Genomic DNA, 15128 nt, shown 5'->3' on the forward strand with positions numbered 1-15128 from the left:
AACTTCGAACGGACGGACTGACCATGGTGGTGTTCGGTAGCCCCGCGGTGCGCCGCACGCCTCGCGCGCTGCTGGTGGCGACGCTGGGCTTGGCAGCCGTGCTGGTTGCTGGTTGCACGGGCAACGCGCCCGCGGAGACGCAGCCGAAGCAGGCGGCCGACACCTCTGCGGCGGCTGCGCCCAAGCTGCCGATCAACCTCGCGCTCACGCCCGCGGACGCGGCGGGCAACGTCGCACCGGGTGAGCCGGTGACGGTGGCGGCCACCAACGGCACGCTCGGCGAGGTCTCGCTGGTCAACGCCGAGGGCAAGCAGGTCGCGGGCGAGTTCGCGCCCGACAAGACCAAGTGGACCTCCACCGAGGCGCTGGGCTACGACAAGAAGTACACGCTGACCGCCGCGGGCAAGGGCACCGACGGCAAGGACGCCACCGCCAAGTCGGCGTTCAGCACGGTGAAGCCCGGCAAGCAGATCGCCATCAACGTGTTCAACCCGAAGCACGGCGAGACCGTCGGCGTCGGCATGCCGCTGCAGTTCGGCTTCTCCAGCCCGCCGCCAGACAAGAAGGCAGCCGAGCGCGCGATCCAGATCACCACCGAGCCCAAGGTCGAGGGCGCCTTCTACTGGTTCTCCGACAAGGAGGTCCGGTGGCGCCCGCAGCACTACTGGAAGCCCGGCACCAAGATCAAGGTGAACGCGGCCATCTACGGCAAGAGCTTGGGCGGCAACACCTTCGGCATGGAGGACCGCAAGGCTGACGTCACCATCGGCGACGAGTTCATCGCCGAGGCCGACGGCAAGTCGCACCAGATGATCATCAAGGTGAACGGCCAGGTCGTGAAGGAGATGCCCATCTCCATGGGCCGCCCCGCCTTCCCCTCCAACAACGGCACCCACGTCGTCACCGAACGCCACGCCAGCAAGCTGATGGACTCCACCACCTACGGCCTCTCCCTGGACCAGGGCGGCTACAAAACCCCGGTCAAGTGGGCCACCCGCATCAGCAACGGCGGCATCTTCGTCCACGGCGCCCCCTGGTCAGTCCGGGACCAAGGCCACCGCAACGTAAGCCACGGCTGCATCAACGCCTCCCTGGACAACGCCAAGTGGTTCTACGACAACACCAAAAAGGGCGACATCGTAGTAGTCACCAACACCGGCGGCCCCAACCTCCAGCCCTGGGACGGCTTCGGCGACTGGCAGGTCCCCTGGGAGGAATGGCTCAAGGGCGGCAAGAAGTAACAACAAGAACGACAAGAACAAAGTGAAGGGCCCCGCACCCGCGGGGCCCTTCACTTTGAGCGAGGAGGGAAGGGGAGGGAGTGACCGACATCTCAACCCACCCCCGCTGGTTCAGCACCGCCCGCACCGTGGGGGTCCGGGGGCTCGGCCCCCGGTGAAGCTACGAAAACGCGAAACCCCCCTCTCAAGCGAAGCGCAGAGAGGGGGGTCCCAGAGCGGGTGAGTGACGGGACTTGAACCCGCGACATCTCGGACCACAACCGAGTGCTCTACCAGCTGAGCTACACCCACCATGTGCTGCTCACCGGTGCCGGTGAGCGGTACGGAGACATACTAGCGTGCCGGTGCCACAAGATTCTAATCGGCTGCCTTCTTGGGGCGGTGGGTGCCGAGGGCGCGGGCGGCGGCGAGGGTCTGTTCGGTGGTGGGGCCGGGCTGGGGGACGAACACGGTGCGGCGGTAGTAGGCGAGTTCGGTGATCGACTCGCGGATGTCGGCGAGGGCGCGGTGGGCCAGGCCCTTGGCCGGCTGGCCGTAGTAGACCTTGGGGTACCAGCGGCGGGCGAGCTCCTTGATGCTGGAGACGTCGACCATGCGGTAGTGCAGGTGGGCGTCGAGCAGGTGCATGTCCCTGGCGATGAAGCCGCGGTCGGTGGCGATGGAGTTGCCTGCCAGCGGCGCGGAGCGCACTTCGGGCACGTACTCCTTGATGTAGTCCAGCACCTGCCGTTCGGCGTCGGCCAGGGTCACCGTGGAGCGGCGGACCTCGTCGGTGAGGCCGGAGCGCGCGTGCATGTCGCGCACGACGTCCGGCATGCTGTCGAGCACCTCGTCCGCGGCGTGGATCACGATGTCCACCCCGTCACCGAGGATGTTGAGGTCCGCGTCGGTGACCAAAGCGGCAATCTCGATGAGGGCGTCCTTGCTCAGGTCCAGCCCAGTCATCTCGCAGTCGATCCACACTAGACGGTCTGTCACCCGGGTGAGCCTATCCCGCGTCGGCGCGTCACACTCCCGTGGCGCACAGCAGGTCGGCGGCGTTTTTCCGTCTTACGCTCGATCGGCGGGTATCCGCACGGGCTGGATGGAGGTCGGCATGGCCGAGCAGGCACACGAGATCGCCGCCGGGTACGCCTCGGAGGGCGCCGCGCTGGAGCTGGGCGCGGTGGTCATCGACGGCGCCGCGACCCCGGATGCCCGCGTCCGCCTGCCGTTGGCCACCTTGAACCGGCACGGCCTGGTCGCGGGGGCGACCGGCACCGGCAAGACCAAGACCCTCCAGCTGATCGCCGAGCAGCTCTCCGCGGCCGGCGTCCCGGTCCTGATGGCCGACATCAAGGGCGACCTGTCCGGCCTCGCCCGCCCCGGCGAGCACAGCGACAAGCTACAAAAACGCGCCACCGAACTGGCCGACGACTGGCAGCCCACCGCCTGCCCCGTCCAGTTCCTCTCCCTCGGCTCCACCGGCCTCGGCGTCCCGGTCAGAGCCACCATCACCGGCTTCGGCCCGCTCCTGCTCAGCAAGGTCCTCGGCCTCAACGAGACCCAGGAGTCCACCCTCGGCCTGATCTTCCACTGGGCCGACTCGCAGGGCCTGGCCCTGCTCGACATCAAGGACCTGCGCTCGGTCATCCAGCACCTGACCAGCGACGAAGGCAAAGCCGACCTCTCCGGCATCGGCGGCGTCTCCAGCTCCACCGCCGGGGTGATCCTGCGCGCACTGGTGAACCTGGAGTCCCAGGGCGGCGACACCTTCTTCGGCGAACCCGAGCTCGACGTCGCGGACCTGATGCGTGAAACCGACGGCCGAGCCGTGATCAACCTCCTGGAGATCGGCGACCTCCAGACCAAGCCAGCCCTGTTCTCCACCTTCCTCATGTGGCTGCTCGCCGAGCTGTTCGAGCACCTGCCGGAAGAGGGTGACCTGGACAAACCCAAGCTGGTGTTCTTCTTCGACGAGGCGCACCTGCTCTTCGACGGCGCGTCCAAGGCGTTCGTGGAGCGGATCACCCAGACGGTGAAGCTGATCCGGTCCAAGGGTGTCGGGGTGTTCTTCTGCACCCAACTCCCCACCGACCTGCCGAACCCGGTGCTCTCCCAGCTCGGCGCGCGGATCCAGCACGCCCTGCGCGCCTTCACCCCGGAGGACGCCAAGGCTCTCGCGCAGACCGTGAAGACCTACCCGCGCACCCCGCACTACGACCTGGCCGAGGCGCTGACCTCGCTGGGCATCGGCGAGGCGATCGTCACCGTGCTCTCCGAGCGTGGCGCGCCGACCCCGGTGGCCTGGACCCGGCTGCGCCCGCCGCGTTCGCTGATGGACACCATCGGGCCGGAGGCGATCGGCCAGGCGGCCAGGGACAGCGAGCTGCACGCGCGCTACGCCGAGTCCATCGACCGCGAGTCCGCCTACGAGAAGCTCACCGCGAAGGTCTCCGGCACCGAAGCCGAGCGGCCCAGCGAAGAACCCCCGGCGAAGGCCGAGCCCGGCTTGGTCCAGCAGGTGCTCGGCAACTCCGCGGTGAAGTCCTTCCTGCGCTCCGCGGCCAGCGCGCTGGGCCGGGAGATCACCAGGGGCGTGTTTGGCACCGCCCGGCGCCGTCGTTAGGCCGTGTCCCGTTCCAGGAACGGGGTCAGCAGCTCCGGCACCGCGTCCTCGGCCAGCGTCAGCCCGTCGGTCTGGTCCACGTACTGCACCTCGTACAGCCCGGCCCCGGTGGCGCTGGTCGCGCCCACGGTGAGCAGGCCCACCCGTCGTTGCAGCAGGCTCTGCCGGATCTTCCAGCCGATGATCCCGGTGCGTTGCAGCACCACCGTGGTGCGCACCACCGAACCGGAGCGGCTGACCAGGTACTTCTCCGTCAGCGCGTGGCCGAGGTTGCGGTACTCGTCCCAGCTGATCAGCAGCACGATCGGGATCAGCGCCAGCGCGGCCACCCACGGCCACGTCGGCAGCACGTCCTGCCAGGCCAGCACGGCCAGGGTGCCGATGATCAGCGGCAGCAGGATGAAGTCCCACAGCAGCAACCGGCGCAGCGCCGCCCGAGGGTGCTTGCGCAGCGGGGTCTGGGTGGGCGCGGGCTCGACCTCGAGCACCTCGGCGGTCACCCGGTGCGCCTCGGTGACCGGCGCGGGCGGCAGCAGCATGCCGCTGTCCTCGCCGGTGCCCAGGCCGGTGGCCACCGCCTTCACCGTGGCCGCGCCGACCTGCCGGAGCAGCAGCTGCTCGTGCAGCTCCACGCCCTTGACCCGGTTCTCCTCGATGGTCACCGAGCGCAGGGTGAGCAGGCCGTAGTTCACGTGCAGGGTGCCGTCGTCGCGGCGGGTGAGCTTGTAGTTCCAGTAGGAGAGCACGTAGACGACCAGCGAGCCGAGCACCGCCAGCACCAGCAGCACGCCCAGCGCGGCCGCGACGACCAGCGCGATCGGGGTGTGCCGGACCCAGTTGAGCAGGGCCTCCAGCACGGGCAGGTGCCGCACGTCGATGTCCAGGGTGCGGGCCAGCCAGGCGCCTGCCGCGCCCAGCGCGCCGACCGCGATCAGGCCGAACAGGGTGAACGGCGCGTAGCGCAGCCACCTCGGGTCCAGCTGGGAGAGCACCCGCTCCGGCTGGCCGGTCTCCGGGTCGGTCACCACCGCGTCGGCCACGGTGCCGTCCGCGCGCACCGGCGGCAGCGCCTCGGTGCTGGCCACCGGCGCGGGCAGCCTGCGCAGCAGCAGCGTGCGCAGCCGTTCGGCCTCGGCGTTGTCGATGGCGTCCAGGGACAGCTCGTCCTCGTTGCCCTGGTCCTGGCGGCCGGTGCCGATCTTGACCACGGACAGGCCGAAGATCCGGTGGAAGATGTCCGCGGTGGCGTCCACGGTGCGCAGCCGGTCCCGCGCCACCGAGCGCTCCTTGCGGAAGACCAGGCCGGTGTGCAGCTCGACGTGCGTGGCGGTGACCCGGTAGCGGGTGGTGTACCAGCGCAGCACGCCGAGGACGATCAGCGCCACCGCGGCCGCGATGCCGATGCCCATCTCCCACGGCCGCAGCCCGGAGAACCCGCGCACCACCAGCAGCAGGAAGGCGATGCCGAGCAGGCTCGCGATCTGTGAGAGCGGCGCGACCACCACGGTCCGCTTGTGCAGCCGCTGCCAGTCCTGCTCCACCAGCACCGCGTCCGGGGCCTCCGGCGCGACCGGGAAGCCGTCCACTTCGGACGGACGTGCCTCGTGGCTCATGTCGCGTCACCAGGGGTGGCCTCGGTGATCGCCACCAGCTGGTCGACCAGCGCGGCGGCCACGTCCTTGTCCAGCCCCTCGATCTTCAGCGCGCCCGCGGCCGAGGCGGTGGTCACGGTGACCGTGGACAGGCCGAGCGCCCGTTGCAGCGGCCCGCGCTCGGTGTCCACGGTCTGCACCCTGGACAGCGGCGCGATCCGCCATTCCCTGGAGAACCAGCCGGTCTGGGTGTAGACGGCCTGGTCGGTGGTCTCCCAGCGGTTCCAGCGGTACCGCAGCCGGGGCACGAAGATCAGGTCGAGGGCCGCCCAGACCACGACCACCGCCGCGGCCAGTGACCACCAGATGGTCACGCCCCAGATCAGGACGGTCACCACGAGCGCGATGAGGGCGAACACCCACACGATCACGCTCTGCAGCGCCCACCAGGTCTTGGCCTGCGGGCTGACCTGGTTGGCCGGTTCGCGCAGCCGGAGCTGGAGGCGATCACGGGTGTTCGGAGTTGATGCCACGTTCACAGGGGCAACTGTGCCCCAGTTGCGGGGGCGATGCCATGCGTTCGGCGCGGTGCCCGACTTTGGTGACGCCGGGCTCGACTTTGGTGGGGCGCGACAGGGTGGTGTGTGTTCGGGGGATCACCCTGCCGCGCCGACCGGCCGGTCCCCGGGCCTCGGGGGGCGTCGACCCGGCAAAGCCGGACCGACCGGAGTCCTTGATCAACTCCAGTCTGCCCGGTGTGCCGGGGGTCACCGCGGGCGGGGGTGGGTCAGCTCGGGCGGGGCAGCTCGCGCTTGAGCACCTTGCCGGTGGCGTTGCGCGGCAAGGCTTCCAGGAACACCACGTCCCGTGGCACGCAGTGCCGGGCCAGGTTGGCCTTGACCAGCTCGCGCACCGCCTCGGCGTCCAGCTCGGCCTGTTCGTCGAGCACCACGTAGGCGGCCAGCCGCTGGCCGAACTCGCGGTCCGGCACGCCGAGCACGGCCGCCTCGCGCACCTGGGGATGCCGGGCCAGCAGGTCCTCCACCTCGCGCGGGTACACGTTCTCGCCGCCGGAGACGATCATGTCGTCGTCCCGGCCCGCGACGAACAACCGGCCTGCCGGGTCCAGGTAACCGACGTCGCCGGTGCACATCATGCCGTCGCGGACCTCTTTGGACTTGCCGTTGGTGTAGCCGTCGAAGAGCAGCCCGTTGGCCACGAAGATCCGTCCGGTGCCCCCGTGCGGCACCGGGTCGCCCGACTCGTCCAGGATCGCCAGCCGGGTGCCCAGTGGCGGTTTGCCCGCGGTGGCCGGGGCGGCGGTCAGCTCGGCCGGGGTGGCCACGCTGACCCAGGAGACCTCGGTGGAGCCGTAGAGGTTGTAGAGCACCGGCCCGAACTGGCGCTGGAACTCCACCGCGAGCTCGCCGGGCAGCGCGGAGCCGCTGGAGGCGACGATCTTCAGCTGTGCTGGGTGGTACTTGCGCAGCACCTCCGGCGGCAGCTCCAGGATGCGTTGCAGCATCACCGGAACCGCGAACAGCACCGCGCACTGCTCCTTCTCCAGGGCCTCCACTGTGGACTCCGGGTCGAACCGGCGGTGCAGCACAAGGGGACAGCCCAGCAGCAGGCCGAGCTGCAGGGCGGCCAGGCCCCAGGTGTGGAACATGGGCGCGGCCACCAGCAGCCGCTGCCCGTAGCGCAGCGGGATCCGGGACAGCAGGGTGGCCGCGGAGAACAGGCCGTGCACCTCGGGCCTGCGCGCGCCCTTGGGCGTGCCGGTGGTGCCGGAGGTGAGCACGATGACCCGGCCGTGCGCCGAGGGCACCGGCAGTTCGGTGGCGGGGGAGGACTCGATCAGCGACTCGATCGTCTCGCTGCGGGTCTTCTCATCCGGCCAGGCGGTCACCCGGCGCACCCCGCGCGGGGCCTTGGCCAGCAGCGGGCGGAACTCCGCGTCGGCCACCACCAGGCTGATGTCCTCCTCCTTGAGCACCGCGCCGACCTGGGCCGCGGACGCGCCGGTGTTGAGCAGCACCAGGTGCACGCCGAGCTTGCCCGCGGCGACCATGGACTCGACCAGGCCGCGGTGGTTGCGGCAGAGCACGGCCAGCTTGTCCCCGGTGGCCAGGCCCAGCCCGGCCAGGCCGTGCGCCAGCCTGGTGCTGCGGGTGTCCACCTCGGCCCAGGTCAGGGTGCCCAGCTCGTCGATGATCGCGGGGGCGTCCGGGTGGCGGTGCGCGCCGACCGCGTAGCCGCCGGGCAGGGTCAGCGACCAGCGGCGCAGCGCGCGGGCCATCTGGTAGAGCCGGTCGGGGCGGACCGGCATGACGATTCCGGTGCGGGCCAGCACCAGCAGGCCGAGCAGGCTGGTGCCGCATTGACCGAGTAGTCGGCGGGCGGTGGCGACCACGGTGGTCACGCTCAACTCCTTCGGCAGGTGCTGATCAGACGGCGCCCAGGCGATAGATCACGTTCATCACCCGGTCCACCGCCTTGGGGGCAATGGCGTAGGAGGCAGCGCCGAGCGTGCCCACCGGCAGGGAGATCCTGGTGGGCCGCTTGATCAGCGCTTTCAGCACGAGGTTGGCGGCCTGTTCCGGGGAGGCCGCTGGCAGCCGCCGGTAGACCTTGGTCGGTTCGATCATGGGCGTGCGCACCAGCGGCATGTGCACGGTGGTGAAGGTGATCCCGTTGCCGTGCGCCTCGGCACTGGCCACCCTGGTGAAGGCGTCCAGCGCGGCCTTGGAGGCCAGGTAGGCGGCGAAGCGCGGGGTGCCGACCTGGGTGCCCTGGGTGGAGATGTTGACGATGTGGCCGAACCGGCGCGCGGTCATGTGCGGCAGCAGGCCGAGGATGAGCCGGACCGGGGCGTGGTAGTTGATCGCCATGGTCCGCTCGAAGTCGTGCTGCCGGTCGGTGGAGCGCAGCAGCGAGCGGCGGATCGACCGCCCGGCGTTGTTGACCAGCATGTCCACCGCCTCGTGCTGGGCGAGCACGTCCTTGAGCATGGCCCGCACCGCCTCGGCGTCGGTGAGGTCGCAGGGGTAGGTGAACGCGGTGCCCCCGGCCGAGGTGATCTCCTCGCGCACCTGGGCCAGCTCCTCCGCGCGCCGGGCCACCAGCAGCGGGATGCCGCCGTGCCGGGCGACCGCGAGCGCGGTGGCCCTGCCGATGCCGGAGGAGGCGCCGGTGATCATCACGGTCCGCCCGCCGAGCGCGCCCCCGGAGCGGGGACGGCGGGCCCGGTCCGGGTCGAGGTGGTCACGCCAGTACCGCCAGAGCGTGTCCGAGTACTCGCGGAGTTCAGGCACCCGCAGGCCGCTGCCGGCCAGCGCGCCCTGGGTGGCGGTGCTGTCGAAGGTGGCGGTCAGGGTCAGGTGCGGCAGCGCTTCCGCTGGCACGCCGAGCCGCTCGAACACCAGCTTCGCGCCGGGGACGCGTTCGGCGGCGCGGCTGAGCGCGCGCAGGCCCCGGTCGCTGAGCGCGCGCAGCGGCGCGGAGAGCGGACCGGGCAGGGAGAACGCCATCGTTGGCGCGCCCGCGACCGCGGCGAAGGCGTTGTAGACCTCGGTGATCGGCTGCGGGCGCGGCGAGGTCAGGTGGAAGGTCCGGCCGGGCGGGTGCGCGGCGTGCGCGAGGTGGTCGATGGCGTCCACCACGTAGTCCACCGGCACCACGTTGGTCGCGCCGAGGTCCGCGCCGACCAGCGGCAACCGGCTGGGCAGCTTGGCCAGCCGGGCGAAGGTGGGGAAGAAGAAGTACGGCCCGTCCACCTTGTCGATCTCCCCGGTCCGGGAGTCGCCGACCACCACCGCGGGCCGGTAGATCCGCCACGGCACCGCGTGCTGGGAGCGCACGATCTGCTCGGCGGCGAACTTGGTCGCGTGGTACGGCGAGGCGAACCGCTGGCCCAGGTCGAAGTCCTGCTCGGTGAACACGCCGCGGTGCTCGCCGGCCACGGCCACCGAGGACACGTGGTGCAGCCAGGACACCGCGAGCTCGGCGGCCAGGTCGACCACGCGCTGGGTGCCGTCCACGTTGACCGCGCTGTTGTGCTCCTCGGTGGCGGTGAGGTCGTAGACCGCGCCCAGGTGCAGCAGGTGGTCGATCCCGCCGGCCAGCCGCCTGCGGTCCACGTCGCTGAGGCCGAGTCCGTCCTCGGCCAGGTCGCCCAGCACCGGCATGACCAGCTCCCGCCGCGGCCAGCGGGCCGCGATCCGGTCGAGCTTGTCCTGTGAGGCCGGTCTGACCAGCACGTATACCCGGTCGCAGGTCTCGCGGGCGAGTAGCCGCTCGACCAGCGCACTGCCAAGGAACCCGGTAGCCCCGGTCACGAAGTAGGTGCTCACCGCCACCTCCCTTGGCGGTGATTCTGACACTACCTACTCGCGAGTAGCTAGTCCCAGTTGCTCATTGGTCCACCCGAAGCTCAAGAACCTGGCCCTGCCAAGCCTCCACCTGAACCGATTCCACCGGCGTAAACCCAGCCCGCACGTAGTACTGGACCAGTGCCCCGCCGCCGCCTGCCCAGCAGTCCACCCGGACCTTCTTCAGTCCCAGTCGGACGGCCTCGGCCCGCGCGTCGGCCAGCAGCGCGGCCCCCGCGCCCCTGGCGTCCGGGGTGCGGCGGCCGACCAGTCCCATCACGTACAGCTCGGGTTCGGTGGCGGGGGAGACGTAGGCGGGCGCGGGTCCGACCGAGCTCACCGCCAGGGTCAGCCCGTCCCGCTCGGCCACCCGCAGCGCGCCGGCCTCGGCCCAGCCGCGGACCTGCTGGACGCGCTGCGGGATGGCGGAGAAGGGGGCGGTGCCCCACTGGCCGGTGCGGCCGCGTTCGGTCAGCCAGCGCACGGCGTCGTCGAAGAGCGCCAGCATCGTGTCCGCGTCCCTGACCGTGCCGCGCCGCACGGTCAGGGTCCCCCAGATCTCTGTCATCACTACTCCGTAGTCACCGCCGCGTAGATGGCCGCCTCGCGTAGGGCGGCCCGTAACCGTCCCACCTCCAGTGGCTCCAGCACAGCGGCTTCGCCAGGTGGCGCGACGATCACGACCGAGCCCTGCTTGACGAAGACGGTCAGCTCACGTCTCCGCCCAGCCACGTCCCGGCACCACACCTGCCATTCCCGTCGGACAACCACGGCCCCCGACCTCCAGCCTTGCCGTCTCACGTCCAAGGACGCTCGCGGAACCGGGACGTCTCGGGTCGCGCTTCGTGACGCACCTTCGCGCAGGTTTCTTGCTCCGTTCGCCCACTTGACCGATAGAGGTATCGACAGGGTGACCCAGCACACTCATCCTTGATGCCCATGCGAACCCGAACGCTTCTCACGTTCCTGCTGGTCCTGGGCGTCACCGCAGCGCTGACCCCCATGGCGCAGGCCGAGCAGCAGTTCCCCCGGATCGCCAGCCACAACGTCTTCCTGTTCTCCAAGTTGATCTACCCCAACTGGGGCCAGGACCAGCGCGCCGACCTCCTCGACAGCCAGGCCGTCCTGGCCGGCCAAGACGTCGTCGTCCTCCAGGAGGCCTTCGACAACTCCTCCTCCGAGCGCCTGTTCACCAACCTGTCCGACCCCTACCCCCACCGCACCCCCGTGGTAGGCCGGAGCAAGGCAGGCTGGGACACCACCCGAGGCGACTACACCGACCTGTACCCCGAGGACGGCGGCGTGGCCATCCTCAGCCGCTGGCCCATCACGGAACGGGTCCAGCACGTCTACAAACCAAAATGCGGCACCGACGCCCTCTCCGCCAAGGGCTTCGCCCACGCCAAGATCAACTCACCCACCGGCCCGGTGCACGTCCTGGGTACCCACCTGCAAGCCGACGACGGCGGCTGCAACGGCAAGGCCCCGGAAGTCCGCGCCGCTCAGCTGGCCGAACTGGCCGCCTACATCCGCGAGCGCAACATCCCGGCAAGCGAACCGGTGATCGTGGCGGGCGATCTGAACGTCGTCCTGGGCACCCCGGAACACGCAGCGGCCCTGGTGACCCTCAACGCCAACGCCCCGGCGCACACCGGCCACCCGTACTCCTACGACCCGCAGACAAACTCCATCGCCAAGGACCGGGACGCGACCGGCCCTCGGCAGCAACTCGACTACGTGCTCCTGGTGAAGGGCCACCGGGGCCCGGCGAACTGGGTCAACGAGACCCGCGCGATCCACTCTCCTAAGTGGACAGTGAAGTCGTGGGGCAAGGAGCACACGTACACCGACTACTCCGACCATTACCCGGTGTTCGCGACAGGAAGCTAGCGAGGGGCTGGCTTTTCAAAACCTGTCCGAAGTCTTGAGGTTCCCCATGCCCGTCAACCTGGAGACATCGCACCACATCCCAGCGAGCAGACGCTCACAGCAACCGCCGCCAAAGCCACGCAACGTGACGGCGGCTGCTCGCTGGGATGTGGTTCGATTTCGGAAGGTTGACGGGCATGGGGAACCTCAAGACCCGCTTGCGTCTCTGCTTTTGACTTTCCCCCCCCATGCTTTGATCTCTGCCCGTCCGGCGAGGACGCTCTTGATCTTCGCTCTTGGTTTAACCCCGAAGATCAAAAGCGTCCTCGCCGGACGGGCAGACCCCCGGAGGGGTGGGACAAGTCAAAAGCCGGGACAAGCAGGTTGCGGGGCTGAGCAGGTTGCCGGGGCCGATTCCAGCGTGCTCGCGACCCTCTCGTCTTCTCCGTACGACCTTCCGACAGCAAACCACACCTCCCCACCCGGCCCCCGTCACGTTGCGAGGCCTTGGCGGCGGTTTGTGTTGCAGGGCCGGGTGGGGAGGCGCGGTCAGCAGTCTCCAGGCCGTACGGAGAAGACGAGAGGCCCGCTTTGTGGGTTTTCACCCCGGGCTAACCCTCGGTATCCCTCGGATGGCGCGTTCCTTCCCACCATCGTTGCCACCCATCCGAGTGGTCTCCGCGTCCCCTGCTTGCCGCTCCCTCCGCTCCCCGGTACGTATGCCAACACCCCGCCCCACCGGGGTACCACCACACCTCCTGCCGCAAGGACGCGGACATGTCTTCTGCTGACCTGGCGCGCCGGGCTTTCCTTGCCCGGATTGGCGTTCTGGGTGCGGTCACCGGTGCGGGGGTGTTGTTGCCGCCCGTGCTGGGCGCCACGCCCGCCGCTGTCGCCGCGCCGCCGTTGCCCATCCTCGTTGACCTGCTTCGCCCGATCCTCGCTGAGCTGGCGCGGGACACCCTCAACGGCCTGACCACCTTTGTGGTGCCCGGTCCGGACGGCTACTCCCGCGCCCAGGGCACGCCCGTCTCGAGTCCCGGGGCGATGGAGATGGGCGCCACCGACTTCATGATCGAGGCGCTTGACCACTTCGTGCCGTTTCCCGATCAGCTGGCCAAGCCGCTGTCCATGGCCTTTGTCACCGCTCTCGCGGACACCGGGATCAAGCTGCCGGACAGCCTGCTCGGGTTGATCGACCTGCAAGTGTCCACATTGGACAAGGCTCTCGCGCTCGTCTTGCAGAACGACGAAACCCTTCCACTCTCCCTGGTGATCGCGTTGCTACTCAACCTGTTGGCGACGCAGGTGAACCCACTCGCGCTCAACGGGCCGTTCCTCTCTCCTTTCGCTCGGTTGTCCTTTGCGGACAAGGCCAAAGCGTTCGCGTTGCTGGAGGGGCCGGATGCGGATTTGGTGGCGTTGCTGGATCAGAACTTGCCGCAGCCGTTGCGGGGGAGTGTGTCCGGGCTGTTGAAGTTCGTGGGTGGGGCGCTGCTGGAGTTTCCCGCGTTCGGGGCCTACTCCGAGTGGAAGGTCTTCGACAAGCGGACCAAGAAGCTGCGGGCGCGGCCCGTTGGCTGGCAGTTGACCGGGTACCAGCCGGCCGGTCCGGTTGAGGGCTGGGACGACTTCCGTGGGTACTACCAGGGTCGAACCTCGGTGGAGGACTGATGCGCGACGTCATCGTGATCGGCGCCGGTGGCGGTGGGCCGGTCGTGGCCGCGGAGCTGGCCGGGCGTGGGCTGGACGTGCTGTTGCTGGAAGCCGGGCCCCGGCATGCCAAGCCGCGCGAGGAGTGGACGCACTTCGAGAACGACGCCAACAACCCGCTCACCGGGTACCTGCGGTTCGGGCCGCAGGACCGGAACAAGCCCGCCTGGTTCCGGGAGACGCCGCAGAACTCCTTCCTGTGGCAGCTCTCCGGGGTCGGCGGCACGACCCAGCACTACTACGGCAACTGCCCGCGCGCCTACCCCGGGGTGTTCGCAGGCTACGACGGCCCGGACGCGGCCAACTACGACGTCGAGCACCGCTTTCCGTTCGCCTACAAGGACTTGGTGCCCTACTACGAGTGGGCCGAGGCGACCCTGCCGGTGCAGACCGCGGCCATGGGCCTGAAGGAGGAGACCTTCTTCCGGGGCTGTGAGACCCTCGGCATCCCGGTGCAGAAGACCAAGACCACGCTTGGCGCCTCCTACCGGCCGCAGGAGAACGCGATCCTGCAACCCGGTGGCACCGCGGGCCGCACCACCGACGCGTCGAAGCTGGTCTTCCCGATGGCCACCGGGTGCACCTTCTGCGGCTACTGCTTCCAAGGTTGCATGCAGCCCGTGCGCGCCCCGCGCAACCAGTTCGCCAAGCGCTCCACCGACAACAGCTACGTGCCGCTGGCCATCACCGCCGACGCGGTCCGGCCCGGCGCGAAGCCGGCCACGCTGATCACCGACGCCTTCGTCACCCGGGTGCACACCGAGCGCAGGGGCACCGGGCTCACCGCCACCGGGGTCACCTGGCGCACGGGGGCGGGCGTGGAGCACCGCGAGGACGCCAAGGTCGTGGTGATGGCCGCCGGGTGCACCGAGACGCCCCGGCTGTGGCTCAACAGCGGGCTGCCCAACCCCAACGGCTGGGTCGGGCGCGGCTACACCGACCACCACTTCGACTGGGTGATCGGCCAGTTCGACCGGGACACCGACTCCACCAAGGGCGTCGGGTCCTCCGCGCGCTGCGAGTTCCCCGGCTACGGCGGCCTGGAGAACGTCGGCCTGCCACCGGCGTTGCAGGCCTTCAGCATGACGTTGAGCGACAGTGGCATCCGCGGCCGCTACGGCAACGGCCGCGGCGCCACCGGGCCCTGGGACGGACCGGCCGGCCGGTTGATCGGCCCTGAGCTCAAGGAGGTGCTGGCCGGCGGGGTGAACCGGCTGCTCAACGTGCTGGTGATCACCGACGACGACGTGGAGGCGCAGAACCGGGTGCTGCCCTCGGTGCTGCCCGCCGACGAGCACGGGCCGATCGCCAAGGTCGAGTTCCGTCAGCGCCAGCGCACCGCCCGCACCCAGCGCAACCGCGAGTACCTGGCCAAGCGCGCCACCCAGCTGCTGCGCGGCGCGGGCGCGAAGAAGGTGTTCCGGATCGACTGGGCGCCGCTGATCCTGCACGTGCAGTCCACCATGCGAATGGGCCTGTCCGAGCAGAACTCGGTCACCCAGCCGACCGGCGAGTCCAGAGCCGTGCGCGGCCTCTACATCGCGGACAACTCGGCGCTGGCCAACGCCCTCGGCGGCCCCAACCCGACCCTGACCACCCAGGCCCTGGCCACCCGCACCGCCGAGCACATCTTCCAGACCCACTTCGGCGGGTCCCCGTGGGTGCGCACCGAGTCGCCGATCGTCTCCACCGACCCCCGGATCAGCCAGGCGCTCGGTCGCCTCGGCCTGTGACG

The 15128-nt window shown here is 69.9% G+C and carries 12 protein-coding genes and 1 tRNA gene; 5 read left to right on the top strand and 8 right to left on the bottom strand.

The window, feature by feature from the left end; translation table 11 throughout:
• Nucleotides 1–23: 23 nt before the first annotated feature.
• Nucleotides 24–1241, top strand: coding sequence for an Ig-like domain-containing protein (locus M8C13_RS34990; RefSeq protein WP_252485073.1), 1218 nt, complete (start codon nucleotides 24–26; stop codon nucleotides 1239–1241).
• Nucleotides 1242–1459: 218 nt separating this feature from the next.
• Here M8C13_RS34990 and M8C13_RS34995 read toward each other — a convergent pair.
• Nucleotides 1460–1532: transfer RNA gene (locus tag M8C13_RS34995), tRNA-His, on the bottom strand.
• Between the two features lie 66 nt (nucleotides 1533–1598).
• The gene (gene orn / locus M8C13_RS35000; protein ID WP_252485074.1) at nucleotides 1599–2219 is read right to left on the bottom strand and encodes an oligoribonuclease; all 621 of its coding nucleotides are present in this window, start codon (nucleotides 2217–2219) and stop codon (nucleotides 1599–1601) included.
• Nucleotides 2220–2337: 118 nt separating this feature from the next.
• Between orn and M8C13_RS35005 the strand changes: the two genes are divergently transcribed.
• Entirely contained in the window at nucleotides 2338–3849 is a 1512-nt protein-coding gene (locus M8C13_RS35005) for a helicase HerA-like domain-containing protein (RefSeq protein WP_252485075.1), read from the top strand.
• On the opposite strand, the gene M8C13_RS35010 is transcribed toward M8C13_RS35005, so the two are convergent.
• From M8C13_RS35010 to M8C13_RS35035, 6 genes are all read right to left on the bottom strand, one after another.
• A complete protein-coding gene (locus M8C13_RS35010; protein WP_252485076.1) occupies nucleotides 3846–5462 on the bottom strand; it encodes a PH domain-containing protein in 1617 nt (538 codons plus the stop codon). The genes M8C13_RS35005 and M8C13_RS35010 overlap by 4 nt on opposite strands.
• On the bottom strand, nucleotides 5459–5980 hold the full coding sequence (locus M8C13_RS35015; protein ID WP_252485077.1) for a PH domain-containing protein: 522 nt from the start codon (nucleotides 5978–5980) through the stop codon (nucleotides 5459–5461). Before M8C13_RS35015 ends, M8C13_RS35010 begins: the two co-directional genes overlap by 4 nt.
• A 248-nt stretch (nucleotides 5981–6228) precedes the next feature.
• The gene (locus tag M8C13_RS35020) at nucleotides 6229–7863 is read right to left on the bottom strand and encodes an AMP-binding protein (protein ID WP_252485078.1); all 1635 of its coding nucleotides are present in this window, start codon (nucleotides 7861–7863) and stop codon (nucleotides 6229–6231) included.
• Nucleotides 7864–7888: 25 nt separating this feature from the next.
• Entirely contained in the window at nucleotides 7889–9793 is a 1905-nt protein-coding gene (locus M8C13_RS35025; protein WP_252485079.1) for an SDR family oxidoreductase, read from the bottom strand.
• A 61-nt stretch (nucleotides 9794–9854) separates the two neighbouring features.
• On the bottom strand, nucleotides 9855–10379 hold the full coding sequence (locus M8C13_RS35030) for a GNAT family N-acetyltransferase (protein WP_252485080.1): 525 nt from the start codon (nucleotides 10377–10379) through the stop codon (nucleotides 9855–9857).
• Nucleotides 10380–10381: 2 nt separating this feature from the next.
• Nucleotides 10382–10582, bottom strand: a complete 201-nt coding sequence (locus tag M8C13_RS35035; RefSeq protein WP_185002021.1) for a hypothetical protein — start codon at nucleotides 10580–10582, stop codon at nucleotides 10382–10384.
• Between the two features lie 168 nt (nucleotides 10583–10750).
• Between M8C13_RS35035 and sph the strand changes: the two genes are divergently transcribed.
• From sph to M8C13_RS35050, 3 genes are all read left to right on the top strand, one after another.
• Nucleotides 10751–11701 carry a sphingomyelin phosphodiesterase gene (gene sph, locus M8C13_RS35040; protein ID WP_252485081.1) on the top strand — a complete coding sequence of 317 codons (951 nt, stop codon included), beginning with the start codon at nucleotides 10751–10753 and terminating at the stop codon, nucleotides 11699–11701.
• 756 nt (nucleotides 11702–12457) lie between these two features.
• Entirely contained in the window at nucleotides 12458–13354 is an 897-nt protein-coding gene (locus tag M8C13_RS35045) for a hypothetical protein (protein ID WP_252485082.1), read from the top strand.
• On the top strand, nucleotides 13354–15126 hold the full coding sequence (locus tag M8C13_RS35050) for a GMC family oxidoreductase N-terminal domain-containing protein (RefSeq protein ID WP_252485083.1): 1773 nt from the start codon (nucleotides 13354–13356) through the stop codon (nucleotides 15124–15126). Before M8C13_RS35045 ends, M8C13_RS35050 begins: the two co-directional genes overlap by 1 nt.
• Nucleotides 15127–15128 lie beyond the last annotated feature (2 nt).

Origin of the sequence: Crossiella sp. SN42 (assembly GCF_023897065.1) — a bacterium.
Classification (GTDB): Bacteria; Actinomycetota; Actinomycetes; order Mycobacteriales; family Pseudonocardiaceae; genus Crossiella.

What these genes read in the sequence shown, in the direction of transcription:
- M8C13_RS35050 (WP_252485083.1), top strand. Translation starts at nt 13,354, where the DNA reads ATGCGCGACGTCATCGTGATCGGCGCCGGTGGCGGTGGGCCGGTCGTG.
- M8C13_RS35045 (WP_252485082.1), top strand. Translation starts at nt 12,458, where the DNA reads ATGTCTTCTGCTGACCTGGCGCGCCGGGCTTTCCTTGCCCGGATTGGC.
- M8C13_RS34990 (WP_252485073.1), top strand. Translation starts at nt 24, where the DNA reads ATGGTGGTGTTCGGTAGCCCCGCGGTGCGCCGCACGCCTCGCGCGCTG.
- M8C13_RS35005 (WP_252485075.1), top strand. Translation starts at nt 2,338, where the DNA reads ATGGCCGAGCAGGCACACGAGATCGCCGCCGGGTACGCCTCGGAGGGC.
- M8C13_RS35010 (WP_252485076.1), bottom strand. Translation starts at nt 5,462, where the DNA reads ATGAGCCACGAGGCACGTCCGTCCGAAGTGGACGGCTTCCCGGTCGCG.
- M8C13_RS35030 (WP_252485080.1), bottom strand. Translation starts at nt 10,379, where the DNA reads ATGACAGAGATCTGGGGGACCCTGACCGTGCGGCGCGGCACGGTCAGG.
- sph (WP_252485081.1), top strand. Translation starts at nt 10,751, where the DNA reads ATGCGAACCCGAACGCTTCTCACGTTCCTGCTGGTCCTGGGCGTCACC.